The sequence below is a fragment of the [Mannheimia] succiniciproducens MBEL55E genome (assembly GCF_000007745.1).
Classification (GTDB): domain Bacteria; phylum Pseudomonadota; class Gammaproteobacteria; order Enterobacterales; family Pasteurellaceae; genus Basfia; species Basfia succiniciproducens.
On sequence record NC_006300.1, the window covers coordinates 218,047 to 236,548 of the forward strand.

At 43.3% G+C, this 18,502-nt stretch carries 17 protein-coding genes; 9 read left to right on the forward strand and 8 right to left on the reverse strand.

Annotated features, from left to right (window positions below; all coding sequences use genetic code 11):
* Window positions 1-6: 6 nt before the first annotated feature.
* Both relA and MS_RS01100 read left to right on the forward strand, forming a co-directional pair.
* Window positions 7-2,232 (forward strand): GTP diphosphokinase, encoded by a 2,226-nt coding sequence (relA, locus tag MS_RS01095; protein WP_011199423.1) that lies wholly within the window; start codon window positions 7-9, stop codon window positions 2,230-2,232.
* Window positions 2,233-2,294: 62 nt separating this feature from the next.
* On the forward strand, window positions 2,295-2,651 hold the full coding sequence (locus MS_RS01100; protein ID WP_011199424.1) for a diacylglycerol kinase: 357 nt from the start codon (window positions 2,295-2,297) through the stop codon (window positions 2,649-2,651).
* Here MS_RS01100 and MS_RS01105 read toward each other — a convergent pair.
* The 4 genes from MS_RS01105 to MS_RS01120 all read right to left on the reverse strand — a co-directional run bounded on the left by MS_RS01105 (window position 2,620) and on the right by MS_RS01120 (window position 7,255).
* A complete protein-coding gene (locus MS_RS01105) occupies window positions 2,620-3,879 on the reverse strand; it encodes an O-antigen ligase family protein (protein ID WP_011199425.1) in 1,260 nt (419 codons plus the stop codon). The genes MS_RS01100 and MS_RS01105 overlap by 32 nt on opposite strands.
* Before the next feature lie 81 nt (window positions 3,880-3,960).
* Window positions 3,961-5,040 carry a class II fructose-bisphosphate aldolase gene (gene fbaA, locus MS_RS01110; protein WP_011199426.1) on the reverse strand — a complete coding sequence of 360 codons (1,080 nt, stop codon included), beginning with the start codon at window positions 5,038-5,040 and terminating at the stop codon, window positions 3,961-3,963.
* Between the two features lie 93 nt (window positions 5,041-5,133).
* Window positions 5,134-6,303 (reverse strand): phosphoglycerate kinase, encoded by a 1,170-nt coding sequence (pgk, locus tag MS_RS01115; RefSeq protein ID WP_011199427.1) that lies wholly within the window; start codon window positions 6,301-6,303, stop codon window positions 5,134-5,136.
* A 223-nt stretch (window positions 6,304-6,526) separates the two neighbouring features.
* Complete coding sequence (locus MS_RS01120; RefSeq protein ID WP_011199428.1) at window positions 6,527-7,255, reverse strand: ribonuclease T2 family protein; 729 nt, start codon at window positions 7,253-7,255, stop codon at window positions 6,527-6,529.
* A gap of 113 nt (window positions 7,256-7,368) precedes the next feature.
* On the opposite strand from MS_RS01120, the gene MS_RS01125 reads away from it, so the two are divergent.
* Window positions 7,369-7,629: a YfhL family 4Fe-4S dicluster ferredoxin gene (locus tag MS_RS01125; RefSeq protein ID WP_011199429.1), complete on the forward strand. Its 261-nt coding sequence runs from the start codon at window positions 7,369-7,371 to the stop codon at window positions 7,627-7,629.
* A gap of 19 nt (window positions 7,630-7,648) precedes the next feature.
* On the opposite strand, the gene MS_RS01130 is transcribed toward MS_RS01125, so the two are convergent.
* A complete protein-coding gene (locus MS_RS01130) occupies window positions 7,649-8,758 on the reverse strand; it encodes a tRNA/rRNA methyltransferase (RefSeq protein ID WP_011199430.1) in 1,110 nt (369 codons plus the stop codon).
* A 150-nt stretch (window positions 8,759-8,908) separates the two neighbouring features.
* Here MS_RS01130 and pssA point away from each other — a divergent pair, with 150 nt between their 5' ends.
* A complete protein-coding gene (gene pssA, locus MS_RS01135) occupies window positions 8,909-10,270 on the forward strand; it encodes a CDP-diacylglycerol--serine O-phosphatidyltransferase (protein ID WP_011199432.1) in 1,362 nt (453 codons plus the stop codon).
* A gap of 76 nt (window positions 10,271-10,346) precedes the next feature.
* Here the strand turns inward: pssA and pyrE are convergent, their stop codons facing one another.
* Both pyrE and rph read right to left on the reverse strand, forming a co-directional pair.
* Entirely contained in the window at window positions 10,347-10,991 is a 645-nt protein-coding gene (gene pyrE / locus MS_RS01140) for an orotate phosphoribosyltransferase (protein ID WP_011199433.1), read from the reverse strand.
* 85 nt (window positions 10,992-11,076) lie between these two features.
* A complete protein-coding gene (gene rph / locus MS_RS01145; protein WP_011199434.1) occupies window positions 11,077-11,799 on the reverse strand; it encodes a ribonuclease PH in 723 nt (240 codons plus the stop codon).
* Window positions 11,800-11,962: 163 nt separating this feature from the next.
* On the opposite strand from rph, the gene MS_RS01150 reads away from it, so the two are divergent.
* The 4 genes from MS_RS01150 to eno all read left to right on the forward strand — a co-directional run bounded on the left by MS_RS01150 (window position 11,963) and on the right by eno (window position 17,013).
* Entirely contained in the window at window positions 11,963-12,826 is an 864-nt protein-coding gene (locus MS_RS01150) for a YicC/YloC family endoribonuclease (protein WP_011199435.1), read from the forward strand.
* An 8-nt stretch (window positions 12,827-12,834) separates the two neighbouring features.
* On the forward strand, window positions 12,835-13,668 hold the full coding sequence (locus MS_RS01155; protein ID WP_011199436.1) for a folate-binding protein YgfZ: 834 nt from the start codon (window positions 12,835-12,837) through the stop codon (window positions 13,666-13,668).
* Between the two features lie 300 nt (window positions 13,669-13,968).
* Window positions 13,969-15,597, forward strand: a complete 1,629-nt coding sequence (gene pyrG / locus MS_RS01160; RefSeq protein ID WP_011199437.1) for a glutamine hydrolyzing CTP synthase — start codon at window positions 13,969-13,971, stop codon at window positions 15,595-15,597.
* 105 nt (window positions 15,598-15,702) lie between these two features.
* Window positions 15,703-17,013 (forward strand): phosphopyruvate hydratase, encoded by a 1,311-nt coding sequence (gene eno, locus MS_RS01165; protein ID WP_011199438.1) that lies wholly within the window; start codon window positions 15,703-15,705, stop codon window positions 17,011-17,013.
* A 123-nt stretch (window positions 17,014-17,136) separates the two neighbouring features.
* Here the strand turns inward: eno and MS_RS01170 are convergent, their stop codons facing one another.
* Window positions 17,137-17,754: a glutathione S-transferase gene (locus MS_RS01170; RefSeq protein ID WP_011199439.1), complete on the reverse strand. Its 618-nt coding sequence runs from the start codon at window positions 17,752-17,754 to the stop codon at window positions 17,137-17,139.
* Window positions 17,755-17,868: 114 nt separating this feature from the next.
* On the opposite strand from MS_RS01170, the gene MS_RS01175 reads away from it, so the two are divergent.
* Window positions 17,869-18,498 (forward strand): NUDIX hydrolase N-terminal domain-containing protein, encoded by a 630-nt coding sequence (locus MS_RS01175; protein WP_041639475.1) that lies wholly within the window; start codon window positions 17,869-17,871, stop codon window positions 18,496-18,498.
* The last annotated feature ends 4 nt before the right edge of the window (window positions 18,499-18,502 follow it).

Sequence of the window (18,502 nt, forward strand, 5' to 3'; positions counted from 1 at the left end):
AAAATTATGGTTGCGGTGCGTGTTTCTCATTTATTGAATCCCAAAGACTTTATTATTGAAGACTGGTGCGCCGGTTTGGGATTAACGCCGGATGTGGAAAAAAATATTGTGCGTGCTTGGTATTACGCCCAGGAAAAAGCGCAACAACTTTTCCAGAACAGCCATTGGTATTTGCGTGACGGTGTGGAAATGGTCGAAATTCTGCACGGTTTAAATATGGATGCGGACAGCTTGCTAACCGCTATGCTATTTCCGATTGTGAATGCGAAAATCGTGAATCAGGAACAAATTAAAGAAGATTTCGGTCCCCATATCTGGAAATTGCTTAAAGGTGTGATTGAAATGAATAATATTCGTCAATTAAACACCACTGACTCCAACGCCCAGGTGGATAACATACGCAGAATGTTATTGGCTATGGTTGATGATTTCCGTTGTGTGATTATCAAACTTGCGGAGCGCATCACTTATCTGCGGGATGCGGAAAAACGCTATTCCAAACAGGATAAAGTTGCCGCCGCTAAAGAATGTTCCAATATTTATGCGCCTTTAGCCAATCGGTTGGGTATAGGCCAGCTTAAATGGGAACTGGAAGATTATTGTTTCCGCAACCTGCAACCGGAACAATATCGTATTATCGCAATCAAGCTCAATGAACGTCGCCTGGATCGCGAACAATATATCGCTGATTTTGTGCAACGGGTATCGCAATATCTGGATGAATCCGTTACCGGTGCCGAAATATACGGGCGTCCGAAACATATTTATAGTATCTGGCGTAAAATGCAGAAAAAACATTTGGATTTCAGTCAGTTATATGATATTCGTGCGGTTCGGATCATTGTGCCGGCGCTACAGGATTGCTATACCGCACTTGGTATCGTGCATACCCATTTCAAACATTTACCTGATCAATTTGACGATTATATCGCAAATCCGAAGCCTAACGGTTATCAGTCCATTCATACCGTGGTGTTGGGTGAAGGCGACAAACCTATTGAAGTACAAATTCGTACCAAAAAAATGCACGATGACGCGGAACTCGGTGTTGCCGCGCACTGGAAATATAAAGAAGGAAATACGGGCTCGCTTTCCGCTTACGAAGAAAAAATCATTTGGTTGCGTAAACTCCTTGCCTGGCAGCATGATATCAGTAACTCCGGTGAAGTCGTGCCGGAATTACGCACCCAAGTGTTTGATGATCGGGTTTACGTATTTACGCCAAAAGGCGAAGTGGTGGATTTACCGGCGGGTTCTACGCCTCTTGACTTTGCTTACGCTATTCACAGCGATGTGGGGCATCGCTGTATCGGCGCGAAAGTCGGCGGTCGGATTGTACCTTTTACCTATCAGCTGCAGATGGGCGATCAGATCGATATTATTACGCAGAAAAATCCGAATCCGAGCCGCGACTGGTTGAATCCGAGCTTAGGTTTTACCCATACGGCTAAGGCACGTTCTAAAATTCAAGCCTGGTTTAAAAAACTGGATCGTGAGAAAAATATTCCTATCGGTAAAGAGCAGTTGGAAAACGAACTTAACCGATTAGCCATTACGTTAAAACAAGTGGAACCTATTGCACTGCCTCGTTATAACTTAAAAAGTATTGATGATTTGTACTCAGGCATCGGTAGCGGCGATATCCGGTTAAATCATTTAATTAATTTCTTACAGGCAAAATTAATTAAACCGACGGCTCAGGAAGCTGATGAAGAAGTATTGCGACAAGTCACTAAAACGGCAAATAGCGCAGCAAACCAGCAAAAAAATGAAAAAAATAAAGGTTATGTTATTGTCGAAGGCGTGGGTAACCTTATGCATCATATTGCGCGCTGTTGCCAACCGATTCCGGGTGATGATATCGAAGGCTATATCACGCTTGGTCGGGGTATTTCAATCCATCGTACGGATTGCGAACAACTTGCCGAATTAAAAGCGGCACATCCGGAACGAGTGGTGGAATCCATTTGGGGCGAGAATTATAATTCGGCTTCCGGTTTCAACCTTAGCATCCGGGTTATTGCTAATGATCGTAACGGATTATTACGCGATATTACAACCGTGCTGGCAAATGATAAAATTTCGGTAGCAAACGTTACTACAAGGTTGGATTCGAAACGGCAATTAGCAACAATGGATTTAGAAATTCAGCTCAAAAATGTACAGATTTTAGGCAAGGTTATCACCCGTTTAACAAAATTAGATGATGTAATTGAAGTGAAACGATTATAATTAACCCACTACATAACAAAAAGTGCGGTCAATTTTCCGCGCTTTTTGTTTGGATTTTATTTATGGAAAAGACAACAGGACTTACGCATTTTATTAAATCTGCCGGTTATTCTATTCAAGGCTTAAAAAGTGCGATTAAATACGAAGCCGCATTTCGCCACGAATTAGCCGCCGGGCTTATTTTAATTCCCGCAGCGCTTTATTTGGCTAACGATAAATTTGAAATGGCGCTGATGATTGGCAGCTATTTAATCGTATTAGTTACCGAATTATTAAACAGCGCATTAGAAGCGGTTGTGGATCGCATTGGCAGCGAACGTCACGAATTATCGGGCAGAGCCAAAGACCAGGGCTCCGCCGCCGTTTTTGTGGCTATTGCCAACTGTGTTATGATTTGGTTGATTCTGCTGATTTTTTAGCCGTTAAGTTCAAAATCACCGCATAAAATAAAATCACCGGGAAAAAGTAAAAAATATTGCCCGAGTTATGGCTGAAAAATCCTTGGCTGAAGCAATAAAACATCACGGAAATCACGTGAACCATACCGAATATGGCAACCACTTTCACTTCCAACCGGTCAGATAAATTCTTCCGGAAAAACCGCATTGGTACTAAAAATACGGCAAGTAAGGCGATAAATCCGAGAACACCCCGTTTAGAAAAATCATCTAAATATTGGTTATGGGCATGGGTAAATTGTGAGGCATATTTGCTGATAATGCCTTGTTTCTGGTGTTCCTTCCGCATTTGGTTAACGCCTTCAATTCCCCAACCGAAAACGGGTTTTTCTTTAATCATAAGGAACGCACTTTTCCACATTTCAAAACGTGCCCCGACGGAAGTCGAATCGGAACCTTTTTTATTGTCGACATAGCTTGTTATATCGTGTTGCGCCGCATTAATTCTCTTCATAATTTTTGTATTGGGAATGGATACCGCAACGCCAACAGCCACAACAAGAATTGAAATAACGGAAACAAAAAAGGTTCTAGACAGATATTTTCTATACGCCCAGAAAATAAAACACAGCACGAAAGGTACACCTATCCAACCGCCCCGGGCGGTGGACAGGATACTGCCCAGCATACCGGATAATGTAGCGAGCAAACAGAACAACATCCATTTTTTCTGTTGTTTAATAAAGAAATAAATACAACAAACCAATGAAAACATGCCCAGCGACATAGCAATATCGCCGCCTTGAATATGCATAATACGCGGGGCATACGCCATTTGAGAATGCAGATAAAAACGGTCGATTAATGCGGTAATTCCCGCAATCATACTACCCATCGGAATCGCATAAATAAGGGTAGAAAATTTAATCGGGAAACGGCTAAAGAGAAGCAATAAGGTAAGTAAAAAAACAATTTTTACAGGGCTGTCCAATTCTTTTAAACGTCCCTGATGAATCAATAAAGACAGCACAAATAACGAAAAATACAGCCCGTAACTGTATATCAGCCATTTTTCATCCGGTGATATTTGCCATTTTCGCTTTTTGATTAAATCATAAATAAGGTAGCCCAGCCCTACAAGAGCAAGAAGAATAGGGGAAATGCTATATCCGCTACGTACTGACAAACAGATAATAAAGAACAGCCCTACAACTCCATTTATTAAAAATCCTTTATTTAGTTTTAACATACGATTCCCTATAGCTAAAAAATTTAAAAAAAAGACCGCGCTTTCAAAGTGCGGTCTTATTCTAGCTTATTTTATAAGGAATTATAATACGTCAACGCAGTTTAAATCCTGGAAAGATTTTTCTAAGCGTTTAGACATAGATTCTTCCATTTTACGTAACCAAACGCGCGGATCGTAATATTTTTTATTTGGCGAATCAGGGCCTTCAGGGTTACCTAATTGACCTTGCAGATAAGCTTCGTTCGCTTTGTAGAATTGAAGGATACCGTCCCACGCGGCCCATTGAGTGTCGGTATCAATGTTCATTTTGATTGCGCCATAGCTGATAGCTTCGCGGATTTCTTCGGTTGATGAACCTGAACCGCCGTGGAATACGAAATTAATCGGTTTGGCTTGAAGACCGCGTTCTTTCGCGACGAACTCCTGAGAAGCGCCTAAGATAGACGGTTTTAATTTTACGTTACCCGGTTTGTAAACGCCGTGTACGTTACCGAAAGCCGCAGCTACGGTAAAACGGGAGCTAACCGGATTTAATTGGTCGTAAACATATAATACGTCTTCAGGTTGAGTATAAAGCTTAGACTCATCAACACCCGAATTATCCACGCCGTCTTCTTCACCGCCGGTGATACCGATTTCGATTTCAAGAGTCATCCCCATTTTATCCATGCGGGCAAGGTATTCACGACAGATTGCCATGTTTTCTTCCATTGGTTCTTCCGAAAGATCCAACATGTGAGAGGAGAATAAAGGACGACCTGTCTTTGCAAATTCTTTTTCGCTTGCATCTAGTAATCCGTCGATCCAAGGTAATAATTTTTTCGCTGCATGGTCAGTGTGAAGGATAACCGGCACACCATATTCTTGCGCTAAAGTATGTACGTGTTTTGCACCGGCAATTGCACCTAATACGTCTGCGCGCGCACCGGATGCCGGTTTAATACCTTTACCCGCATAGAATGATGCACCGCCGTTTGAGAATTGAACGATAACCGGCGCTTTCACGCGTGCCGCCGTTTCTAAAACGGTGTTTACCGAGTCTGAACCCACACAGTTTACCGCAGGGATTGCGAACCCTTGTTCTTTTGCGTATGCAAATACTTTTGAAACGTCATCGCCGGTTAATACGCCGGGTTTTACGATATCTAATAATTTAGCCATTTTGCTTTTCCTATAATTTAAATGAAATCCGTAGGAGCGTACCTTTACGCCCGTTTGTTCGTCAGGGCGTAAGCAACGCCCTGCAATTAAAAATTAGCCGTTTGCACGTTTTTCTAAGATTTCCACCGCAGGTAAAACCTTACCTTCAACAAATTCTAAGAACGCACCGCCGCCGGTTGAAATATAAGAAATTTTATCTTTGATACCGAATAAATCGATAGCGGCTAAGGTATCACCGCCACCGGCGATAGAAAATGCGCCGTTTGCAGTCGCTTCCGCAATCGCGTTAGAAATCACTTCGGTACCTTTACGGAAATTAGGGAATTCAAACACGCCCACCGGACCGTTCCAAAGAATGGTTTTAGCGGATTTGATAATTTTCGCCAATTCTTCTGCGGATTTATCGCCGATATCGAAAATTGATTCGTCGGCTTGAACTTCGGTTACCGATTTTTCGGTTGCCGGCGCATTTTCAGAGAATTCCGTACCCACACGCACATCCACAGGAACAGGGATATTAGTTGCTGCCGCTAAACGTTTTGCTTCAGGAATTAAATCTTCTTCATATAAAGATTTACCGACGTTATGGCCTTCAGCGGCAATAAAGGTATTGGCAATACCGCCGCCCACGATTAATTGATCGGCAATTTTTGAAAGGCTGTCTAAAACAGTTAATTTAGTAGACACTTTTGAACCGCCTACAATTGCAAGCATAGGACGTTGAGGTTCTTTTAAGGCTTTACCCAAAGCATCCAATTCAGCCGCTAATAACGGGCCTGCGCAAGCAACCGGCGCATATTCGGCAACACCGTAAGTTGAAGCCTGCGCACGGTGAGCCGTACCAAAAGCATCCATTACGAATACGTCGCAAAGTGCGGCATATTTTTTACCCAATTCAGGATCGTTTTTCTTTTCGCCTTTGTTGATACGAACGTTTTCCAATACAACGATTTCGCCTTCGTTTACTTCAACGCCGTCTAAGTAGTTTTGTGCTAGGCGTACGTTAAATCCTGCATCTTTTAAGTAATCAACTACCGGTTGTAATGAGTCTTCAGGTTTGAATTCACCTTCAGTCGGACGGCCCAAGTGAGAAGTTACCATCACTTTGGCGCCTTTTTCCAAGGCTAATTTTAAAGTAGGAATTGTTGCGCGGATACGCGCATCTGAAGTCACTTTGCCGTCTTTTACCGGCACGTTTAAATCGGCGCGGATGAAAAGACGTTTGCCGGCTAAATCAAGATCGGTCATTTTGATTACTGACATAATATTTCCTCTTTGGTTAAAAATAATAAAAATTTTTCAAAACTTGTTCATTATACCTAGTATTGGCTAGGTTGTAACTGGTTTAGATCAATTAATAGCGATTTATTTATAAATTCGCAGACCGCCATAACGGATTTGTCCGAGGGTTAAAATAACATAAAAAAGAAGGCTGTCCACGGCTTTTTTAACAAAGCTGACAGGATACAGCTAACTCAATTCCGATTTATTGTTTAGGGCAGTTTATTACCTGCCAATTCAGGTCATAACAAATATAAAGTTCGTCGCGGCTTGCACCTAGATAGGCATGGCGTAACTGCGGATTATTTTTTCTCAGCCAGCTAAACAATTCTTTGCCTTTCATTTCAACGGTCGGTAAGGTCAAGGTACGATATAACGCCTGCTGTTTGGCAAAATATTGTTCCGCCCGATCAAACGCACAGGCGCCGTGTTTTTCCCATTCCGCCTGTAATAAGTTCGGGCTTGGGCTTTCCGCCATATATTGACGAACTACATTTTCTTCAACTTGAGGAAGGTCGCCTTTGCATAAACGGGGATGTCCTGCAACGGTTCTTGCGGTTGCGCTTTGCGGCCATAAACCGTGGATAACCCAACCGTATTTTTTCTTAATACCGCATTGGTATTCGGCGGAGTCCGGCAGGTGATTGCCGTATTTCTCATACTGAGTCCAGCAAAAGGAGGGAGACCAGGATAACGCCAACATATAATAATCCACATTGGCTTTTAGATTTTGCCCGATTTTGTCATCCTTCATGGCAAAATCGTAATTGTTTTTAATGGGCGGGAAGGACTCCTGTGTTGAAAGTGCGGTGGATTTTTGCGGAGTTTCCTGTAGTTTTTCCGCGGTTTTGTCAAAACAGCCGGATACCGTTAAAGCTAGCGGAATAATGTAAAACAGGCTTTTTAATAGGAGGAATTTTGGTTGCATAGACACTCTTTACTAACATCGGAGTCCGTTTATAAAAGATAAACAGCCCCTAAATAAACGGTTGTTTTTCACACCACATTCATTATAATCAGCCCTTTTCAACCCAAACAAGGAATCAAATGGCACTTTTAATTACTGACAAATGCACAAATTGCGATATGTGTTTGCCGGAATGCCCGAACGAGGCAATTTCTGTCGGTGATGAAATTTATCTGATCGACCCCGCACTCTGCACCGAATGCGTGGGGCATTACGATACGCCCACTTGCCAGAAAGTTTGCCCTATTAATAAATGTATTATTACGGACCCTGATCACATTGAAACGCAAGATCAGCTTTGGGAACGCTTTGTGTTGATCCATCACGCCGATCAGGTTTAAAACATCACCGGCAAAACGGTTACTTATCCAGTTTTGCCAATAGCACGCCCGCTGCCACGGCAACATTGAGCCCGGTTTTCAACGGGTTTGCAAAAGACAGATTAATCACTTCATCACCGCTTTGAACTAACGCGGGATTTTCAGACTCGGTTAAAACGAAAACCACTTTTTTGGCTAACTGTAATTTATGTACGCCTTTCGCCTGTTTATTTGTTGTCGTGTGCACAACCTGGTAGCCGGCTTTACGCAATTTAGCCAATGCGTCGTCCGGGCTTTCCGTTTGCAATTGATGAATATATTCCATGCCGCCTTCGGCAACGCGCATCGCCGCCGCTGAATTTAACAGTTCCGCGTTATCGACAATAACACCTTTTACCCCGTAAAAGGCGCAAGTACGGATAATGCCGCCGATATTCTGCGGATTACGGACATTATCCAAAATAATTAGCGCATCCTGTTGACGGGGAATATCCAAATAACCGGTAAGAGTGAAAGGACGGGCTTTTTTCACCAGCATACAAATCCCGCCGTGATGTTCGGTACCGCTAACCAGCTCCAGTTCCGCACGTTCAACCACGTGATAAACTTTTTTATTGGCGGCTAAATAGCTGAACATATCACCGATTTTATGCGCCATTTCAACGGTCGCCCAAACCCGTACAATACTTTCCGGACGTTCGGCAAATAACGCGAGACATGCGCTTTCGCCGTATACTTTCATTTCCTCGGCGCGGTTTTTCTTAATTTTCTCGGGTGCGCGAGGCGACAAAGACCCGGTTTTTTTTACACGCGGTTGTTCGCTTACACCGCTGCGTTTCATCACAACTTTCACATTGCCCAGTTTTGTTTCCGTAATTTTAGTTTCCTGCGGTATCGGACGCTCATTGCGACGCTCAAAAGTGCGGTCGTTTTTTGCCGGATTTTGACGTTCTTTGCGGTCAAAATCTTTATTTGACCGGCGATCCTGCGGTGCAAAACGGTCATTGTCCTGGGAACGGGAAAACTGCGCCCGGCTTTGCCCGAACTTTTCCTGCCGCTCGCCTACCGTACGTTCGTGAAAACGCTTTTGATTACTTGGTCGTTGAAATTTTGCCGGTTGGAAAGCCGCTTTGTTGGATTTATCATTCATATTAGAATCGCCAGTTAGTTAAAGATTGAAAGATTTTCAAAAAATCTACGGCATTATAACAAAAAAAACCTTTTTTCTATCAATTTATACGCTAAATATTGTAAACTACAAAGTTGCAATAACGCATAACAGCGTAGAAGAAGAAAAATTATGTTAGTTAATAAGATTAAACGAGCCAAACAACGCCTGGAACGGCTGCCGTATTTAGCACAGTCCGTCGCGGATTTTGAAGTGATTTATAACCCGGCTCAATTTAAACAAACCATTATTCAACTTATTCGTTCGGCTAAAAATCGTATTTATATCACCGCACTTTATTGGCAATTTGACGAAGCCGGGCAAGAAATTTTAAATGAACTTTATGCCGCCAAACAAAAAAATCCCGCATTAGATGTGAAAGTTCTGGTGGACTGGCACCGCGCCCAGCGCAATCTACTGGGGGCGGCAAAAGGCACCACAAATGCCGACTGGTATTGCGAACAACGGGCAAAACATCAGGCGCAGTCTATGTTCTTTGGGGTGCCTATCAACACCCGGGAAGTATTCGGTGTGCTGCACATTAAAGGTTTTGTATTTGACGATACCCTGCTTTACAGCGGTGCAAGCATTAACAACGTATATTTACATCACAAAGACAAATACCGCTACGACCGCTACCAGAAAATCACCAACCCGGCATTGGCGGATGTTTTAGTGGCGTTTGTCAATCAATATTTACTTGACCCTAATGCCGTACACGCACTGGACGACGCGGCTCGCCCCGCTACCAAAGAAATCAGAATGCACATTAAAGCGTTTCGCAAAAAATTAGCGCTGGAGGCGGGTTATTGGATTAATAATGCGGTTGCTTTCAGTAACGATCAATTGACCGTTTCGCCTTTATTCGGTTTAGGTACCAGTGGCAATGTATTGAATAATTGCATTGAAGATTTATTCATGCTGGTTAAAGAAAAACTGGTGATTTGTACGCCGTATTTTAATTTCCCCCGAACGCTAAAAGGCAAAATCAGTCATTTATTAAAACAGGGCAAGAAAGTGGAAATTATCGTGGGCGATAAAGTAGCGAACGATTTTTATATTCCGCCGACCGAAGAATTTAAAATCGCAGGGGCGTTGCCTTATTTATATGAAAAAAACCTGCGCGCGTTCTGCAAAAAATTTGCCGCTCAAATTAATGAAGGTTTATTGGTCGTCCGCACCTGGAAAGACGGTGATAATACCTATCATTTGAAAGGAGTATGGGTGGATGAGGATTATATTCTGCTTACCGGCAACAATTTAAATCCGCGGGCATGGCGTTTGGATGCCGAAAACGGTTTATTGGTGCATGATCCGAAACATGAGCTGAGAGTCCAAATGGAAGAAGAATTGCGACAAATCCGTCAACACACCACCGTCTTACGCCATTACTCGGAGTTGCAAAAAATGAACCAATATCCGGAACCCGTTCAACGCTTATTAAAACGCTTTGAACGCGTCAAAGTGGATAAACTGGTGAAAATGATCCTGTAATGCTGATATAAAACTGCGGTCGAAATTTTGAAAAATTTGACCGCAGTTTTTTATTATTATGCTTTTCAGACATTGTCTAAGCCACGCCGTATTGCTCGCGATAGGCTTTCATTGCCGGCAAATATTGGCTGTATTCGGGTTCATTTTCAATGAATTGCATTAAATCGTCTAAATCAATAATTGAAAGTACATCGCACCGATAATCGCGCTCTACTTCCTGAATTGCCGATAATTCGCCTTTTCCCCGTTCTTTACGGTTTAACGCAATCACCACCGCCGCTAAACGGGCGTTATTGGCGGCAATAATATCCATGGCTTCGCGAATCGCCGTACCCGCCGTAATCACATCATCAACCAACAGAATTCTGCCTTGCAGCGGTGAACCGATAAGATTACCGCCTTCGCCGTGATCTTTGGCTTCTTTGCGGTTAAAACATACGGGTTTATCTAAATTAAATTTATTGAATAAGGCAACCGAAACCGTAGTGCCGATGGGAATACCTTTATAAGCCGGCCCGAAAATCACATCATAATTCAATCCGCTTGCCTGAATCGCCGAGGCATAAAATTCGCCTAAACGGGCTAAATCCGCCCCCGTATTAAACAATCCCGCATTAAAGAAATAAGGGCTGACGCGGCCTGATTTTAAAGTAAACTCACCGAAACGTAATACGTTGCGGCTTAGAGCGAATTTAATAAATTCCTGTTTGTAGTTTTGCATATTTATCTCTTTTTATTTTGAATTAATTTGTCCCTCAACGGGTAAAAAACAGGGACAGTATTTAGTCTGTCCCCCGTTATAAAATTTAACAATCCGCGGCTAACGCTCTGCGCTGCGCATCAAAAATCATATTGCACCCTTGTTTGGCTAAATTTAACAGGGTTAGTAATTCTTCATGGCTGAAGGGCTCGCCTTCCGCCGTTCCCTGCACTTCAATCATTCTGCCGTCTTCCATCATTACCACATTCATGTCGGTTTCCGCTGCGGAATCTTCCACATATTCTAAGTCGCAAACCGCTTCGCCGTTCACAATCCCGACGGAAACGGCCGCCACCAAACCTTTAAGCGGACTGGTTTTTAAAGTGCCGTTTTCCACCAATGCATTAATGGCATCGGTTAACGCCACGCAAGCGCCGGTAATAGATGCGGTACGGGTACCGCCGTCAGCCTGAATCACATCGCAGTCTAAGGTAATCGAACGTTCGCCTAACGCCGTTAAATCCACCATGGCTCGCAATGAACGCGCAATTAAACGCTGAATTTCCATGGTACGACCGCCCTGTTTGCCTTTTGCCGCTTCACGCAGCATACGGCTGTGAGTGGAACGCGGCAACATGCCGTATTCGGCGGTTACCCAACCTTGCCCTTGACCTTTTAAAAAACGAGGGACGGAATCTTCTACCGTCGCCGTACAAATTACTTTCGTATCGCCGAATTCCACTAGCACCGAACCTTCCGCATGTTTTGTGTAGTGACGGGTAATTTTAATCGGGCGCGGTTCGTTTACCGCTCTATTATTTGGACGCATTTTATTTCCCTATGATTTAGCTGAGGGCTTAAACGCCCTAATATATCGGCGGAATAAATTCCGCGCTGCAAAACGGGGCTTATTTTAGCACGCAAAATGACAGAAATGAAATTTACCAGTACAATAGCCGCGGTAAATTGATATACAAATTCAGGAGAAAGATATGATTTACAGCATGACAGCCTTTGCACGCCACGAGATCAAAAAAGATTGGGGCGATGCCGTATGGGAAATCCGTTCCGTTAATCAACGTTATTTGGAAAATTTTTTTCGGTTGCCGGAACAGTTTCGCGGTTTAGAAAACAATCTGCGCGAAAAACTGCGGCAAAACCTTACGCGCGGGAAAATCGAATGCAGTTTACGCATCGACAGTAAAAAACAAACCAGTGCCGAACTGAATTTAAATAAAGATCTCGCCGAACAGGTTATTCAGTCCCTAAAATGGATTAAACAACAAGCGGGTGAAGGGGAAATTAATTTAAATGACGTGTTACGTTATCCCGGTGTAGTAGAAGCGCCGGAACAGGATCTTGACGCCATCAGCCAGGATTTATTAAACGCTTTCGACGAATTATTAAAAGACTTCATTGCCATGCGTGCCCGCGAAGGGGAAAAATTACACACCGTTATTCGGCAGCGTCTGGACGCTATTTCAGTGGAGGCCGATAAAGTGCGCGCACAAATGCCGGAAGTGCTGCAATGGCAACGCGATCGCATTCTGCAACGTTTTGAAGAAATCCAACTGCAACCGGATCCGTCCCGTTTAGAACAGGAAATGGTGTTGTTGGCGCAAAGAATTGATGTGGCGGAAGAACTTGACCGCCTGCAAATGCATGTTAAAGAAACCGCCTCGATTCTGAAAAAAGGCGGTGCGGTCGGGCGTAAACTGGATTTTATGATGCAGGAATTAAATCGCGAATCAAATACCCTCGCCTCAAAGTCAATTAATGCGGATATCACCGCTTCCGCCGTGGAATTAAAAGTATTAATCGAACAAATGCGCGAACAAATTCAAAATTTAGAATAAGGTCGTTTATGACAAAATTAATTCATTTAACTCAATATAAACTCATTGAATTAACCGGTGTTGACAGCGAAAAATTCCTGCAGGGGCAATTAACCTGTGACGTCACAAAGCTTAAAACAGGTGATTCGACCCTTACCGCCCATTGCGATCCGAAAGGCAAAGTCAGTTCCGTTTTCCGCTTAATCCGGGTTGCTCAAGAGCAATTTTATTTATTGTTCCGTACCGATTTATTACCGGCGGGTTTGGATCAGTTGAAAAAATACGCGGTTTTCTCAAAAGTCGCCTTTGCCGAACCGGAAGTTCAACTTGCGGGCGTTATCGGTGAAAACTGCGGTCAATTTTCCGCAAGTTTTGTCGTTAATTCAGGCAATGCCGCCATATTGATTAATCCGGCGGAACGCCTTGAATTTAATGCCTCCGCCGAAGCATGGGATTGTGTTGAAATCCAACGGGGTTATCCTATTCTTTCGGCGAAAACGCAAAACGAATTTATCCCGCAGGCGCTGAATCTGCAATGTATAGAGCAGGCGGTTTCTTTCCAGAAAGGTTGCTATATCGGGCAAGAAACCGTAGCGAGGGCAAAATACCGCGGCACCAATAAACGCGCGATGTTTATTTTTAAAGCCCGCAGTCAAATCATCCCGGAAATCGGCGGTGAAATTGAAATGCGACTGGAAAACGGCTGGCGCAAAACCGGTGTGATTCTAAGTGCGGTCAATTTCGGCGAAGTTTTATGGCTCCAAGTGGTGCTAAATAACCGGCTCGAAGATGGGCAACAATTCCGTCTGCCGGCGGATGAAACCGCATTGGAATTGTATCCGTTACCTTACGAATTGGTTTAATAATCTTTAGGGGCTGTTTATCTTTTATAAACAGCCCTTAAAAGTGCGGTGGAAATTCGCGAAATTTTAACCGCACTTTTTCTCTTGCGCCGATTGAGTTAATCCGCACTTTGCTATATACTATCGTCCCGTCTTGAATAGCTAATCATCTTTAAAATAATTTCATTCTACTCAAGTAAAAATGTTGTAAAAATCCGGTTAGACGAATAACCCGGGTGCGTTTTTCATTGTTTTATTGTTTTAAAGATGATTGGCTATAATCATTTTATTTCATTATTAATCCCGACATTAGGTTTCACTATGGCTACAAATTATATTTTCGTAACAGGCGGCGTTGTATCTTCGCTGGGTAAAGGTATTGCGGCTGCGTCATTAGCAGCGATTTTAGAAGCGCGTGGTTTGAATGTAACCATGATGAAGCTTGATCCGTACATTAACGTTGACCCGGGCACTATGAGCCCGACCCAACACGGTGAAGTATTCGTCACCCAGGACGGTGCGGAAACCGACTTGGATTTAGGTCACTATGAGCGTTTTATCCGCACGAAAATGACCAAACGCAACAATTTCACCACAGGTAAAATTTATTCCGAAGTGTTACGCAAAGAACGTCGCGGCGACTATTTGGGCGCTACGGTTCAGGTTATTCCGCATATTACCAACGAAATCAAAGCGCGCGTAATCGAAGGTGCCGCCGGTCATGATGTGGCAATCGTGGAAGTTGGCGGAACCGTGGGCGATATTGAGTCTTTACCGTTTCTGGAAGCGTTACGTCAACTAGCCGTACAGGTTGGCCGTGAAAAAACGATTTTCATGCACTTAACCTTAGTGCCTTATATTCCGACTGCAGGCGAAGTAAAAACCAAACCGACCCAACATTCCGTAAAAGAATTGCTTTCTATCGGGATTCAGCCGGATGTGTTGATTTGCCGCTCGGATCGTATGGTTCCGCCAAACGAGCGTGCAAAAATCGCCTTATTCTGTAACGTACCGGAAAAAGCGGTCATTTCCTTAAAAGACGTGGATTCTATCTATCGCATTCCCGCATTATTACAATCTCAAGGTTTAGATGATTTGATTTGCCAACGTTTCCGTTTAGCCTGCAAAGAAGCGGATCTGTCCGAATGGGAACAAGTGCTTTATCGCCAAGCTAATCCTACCGGTGATGTAACTATCGGTATGGTGGGTAAATATGTGGAATTGCCGGATGCATATAAATCCGTAAATGAAGCCCTAAAACACGCAGGTTTAACCAACCGTTTAAACGTACATATCAAATATATCGATTCGCAAGACGTTGAAACAAAAGGCATTGACGTATTAAAAGGGGTGGACGGCATTTTAGTGCCGGGCGGTTTCGGTTATCGCGGTGTGGAAGGCAAAATTCTGACCGCCCAATATGCCCGTGAAAATAACATTCCTTATCTCGGCATCTGCTTAGGTATGCAGGTCGCCTTTATTGAATATGCGCGCCATGTGGCGGGATTAACGCAGGCGAATTCTTCCGAATTCGATAAAAACTGCCCTCAACCGGTAGTCGGTTTAATCACCGAATGGCAGGATGCCGACGGCAGCGTGGAACAACGTTCGGAAAACTCGGATCTAGGCGGAACTATGCGTTTAGGCGCGCAACAATGTCATTTAATCGAAGGGTCGAAAGCCCGTGAATTATACGGTAAAGAAACCATTGAAGAACGCCACCGTCACCGTTATGAAGTCAACAATACTCTGTTACCGCAAATTGAAGCGGCGGGCTTAAAAGTAACGGGTTTAAGTGCGGATAAAAAATTAGTGGAAATTATCGAAGTGCCTAACCACCCTTGGTTTGTGGCATGTCAGTTCCACCCGGAATTTACCTCAACGCCGCGCGACGGTCATCCGTTGTTTGCCGGATTTGTTAAAGCGGCAAAAGAAAATCAGAAAAAGTAGTGGTTTGATCAAAAGATCGTAAAGTTTTGCAAGACAAACCGAGTAAATACGGATACTATATTCAAGTTATATACCCATTTTAGATTAACTAAGAGGAAAATAAAAATGGCAAAAATCGTTAAAGTCATCGGTCGTGAAATTATTGACTCACGTGGTAACCCAACTGTTGAAGCTGAAGTTCATTTAGAAGGCGGTTTCGTAGGTTTAGCGGCGGCTCCGTCAGGCGCATCTACAGGTTCCCGTGAAGCATTAGAATTACGTGACGGCGATAAATCACGTTTCTTAGGTAAAGGCGTATTAAAAGCGGTCGGCGCGGTAAATAACGAAATCGCCGGCGCTATCGTCGGTAAAGACGCGTCTAACCAAGCTGAAATCGACCAAATCATGATCGATTTAGACGGTACCGAAAACAAATCTAAATTCGGTGCAAACGCAATCTTAGCGGTTTCTTTAGCAACGGCTAAAGCTGCGGCGGCTTCTAAAGGTTTACCTCTGTACGCTTACATTGCAGAACTTAACGGCACACCGGGCGTTTACTCAATGCCGTTACCGATGATGAATATCATCAATGGCGGTGAACATGCGGATAACAACGTGGATATCCAAGAATTCATGATTCAACCGGTTGGTGCTAAAACCTTACGCGAAGCGCTACGTATCGGTGCGGAAGTATTCCACAACCTTGCTAAAGTATTAAAAGCTAAAGGTTTAAATACTGCGGTTGGTGACGAAGGCGGTTTCGCACCTAATTTAGGTTCGAACGCAGAAGCGTTGGCATGTATCAAAGAAGCCGTTGAAAAAGCGGGCTATGTGTTAGGTAAAGACGTTACATTAGCGATGGACTGCGCATCTTCTGAATTCTACAATAAAGAAAACGGTAAATATGAAATGAAAGGTGAAGGCCGTTCATTCACATCTCAAGAATTTACCCATTATTTAGAAGAATTATGCAAACAATACCCAATCGTGTCTATCGAAGACGGTCAGGACGAATCCGATTGGGAAGGCTTCGCATACCAAACTAAAGTTTTAGGTGACAAAGTTCAATTAGTCGGCGACGATTTATTCGTGACCAACACCAAAATCTTAAAAGAAGGTATCGAAAAAGGTATCGCAAACTCAATCTTAATCAAATTCAACCAAATCGGTTCATTAACCGAAACTTTAGCGGCAATTAAAATGGCTAAAGATGCGGGTTACACTGCGGTTATTTCACACCGTTCAGGCGAAACCGAAGATGCTACTATCGCAGATTTAGCGGTTGGTACGGCAGCAGGTCAAATCAAAACCGGTTCTATGAGCCGTTCAGACCGTATTGCTAAATACAACCAATTAATCCGTATCGAAGAAGCATTAGAACGCGCAGGTACTCCGGCTCCGTTCTTAGGTTTAAAAGCGGTTAAAGGTCAGGCTTAATTGCAAATTGAGTTGATTAAAAACTCGTAAAATTTACACCGCACTTTTGTTGAAAGATAAAAGTGCGGTGTTTTTTTGTGTTATTTTCTTTTAGTGAGGAATGTCGCTATTCGGTTTATGTAATTAGATTCCGGGTTTTGTAGCGGCTAAAATCGCATATTTATTATTCATGTCCTCCGCCCAGGTTACCAAATGAGGGAAATGAGCGGCCAAATCATAGCCTATCTTATCCGCACGGAAAATCCACCAATCGATCAGGCAAACAGCAGTTATGGTGCCAATGTTTAACTCGGTACCGAAGGGGAGAAGCGCTTGTTCAAGCTGGGTAAAACTCCGAACATTGCGATCCATTAATTGTTGATGACGGCTTGTCCACCATTCATTTTCCGGACGTAACATTTTTTCCGCTACCATCGGCATAGTGTTTTCCATAATACCGTCAACTAAATTATGTAATGCCAGTACTGCCCAGCGCGGTTTACCGCTCTCAGGAATCAGCTTAGGGCAGGCGCCTTTTTGATCGAGATATTCACAAATTAATAAACTACCGAAAAGCCAATTACCGCAATTACGTTGTAAAGCCGGTATCCGCCCGAGCGGATTTACCTGGTTATGAGGGGAATCGGGATCGAAAGACGATGTAATACGTAATAAATCGGTTTTATCTTCAAGCTGTTGATGTTTTAAGGTCACCAACACCTTACGCGCAAACGGACTTGTTGTTGAATACCAAAGTTTCATATTAACCTCTCTGTAATAAATAAATTTCGTGTAAATATATCATATAAAATACAACCTTTATTTATATGCTACAATGTGAACCTAGTATATTTTTGTAAAATGTATAGATTTCAAATGACAGATAAATTATTGAACGAACCCTGGCTCACTTGGGCGATACAAATTCAGGCAATTGCGCAAAACGGGCTGGCTTATTGCCAAAATGTGTATGATATCGAACGTTATGAACAGCTGCGCGATATCGCGGTGGAGATGTTGAGCTATAAAACGGCGATTCCACAAGATAAGGTAAAAAATTTATTTTGCAACGAACAAGGTTATCAGACGCCGAAAGTAGATACGCGGGCGGCAATTTTTAAAGACGATAAAATTCTGTTGGTGCAGGAATCCGACGGGCTTTGGTCTTTGCCCGGCGGTTGGTGCGACGTATTGGAAAGCATTGATTCCAATACCGTAAAAGAAACCCGGGAAGAAGCGGGGCTTGATATCAACACGAAATTTATTATCGCCATTCATGATCAGCACAAGCGCAATTATCCGCCTTTTGCCTATGCGGTGCTGAAAACATTTGTGATGTGCGAACTGATTGACGGTGAATTTCAGCCGAATAGCGAAACTATAGCTTCGGACTGGTTTGCGCTTGATGAATTGCCGCCGATGGCGGAAGAAAAAAATACCCCCTCGCAGGTTGAATTATGCTTCCAGGCGCACCATAGTAAGCATTGGGTTACGCAATTTGACTAAGGAT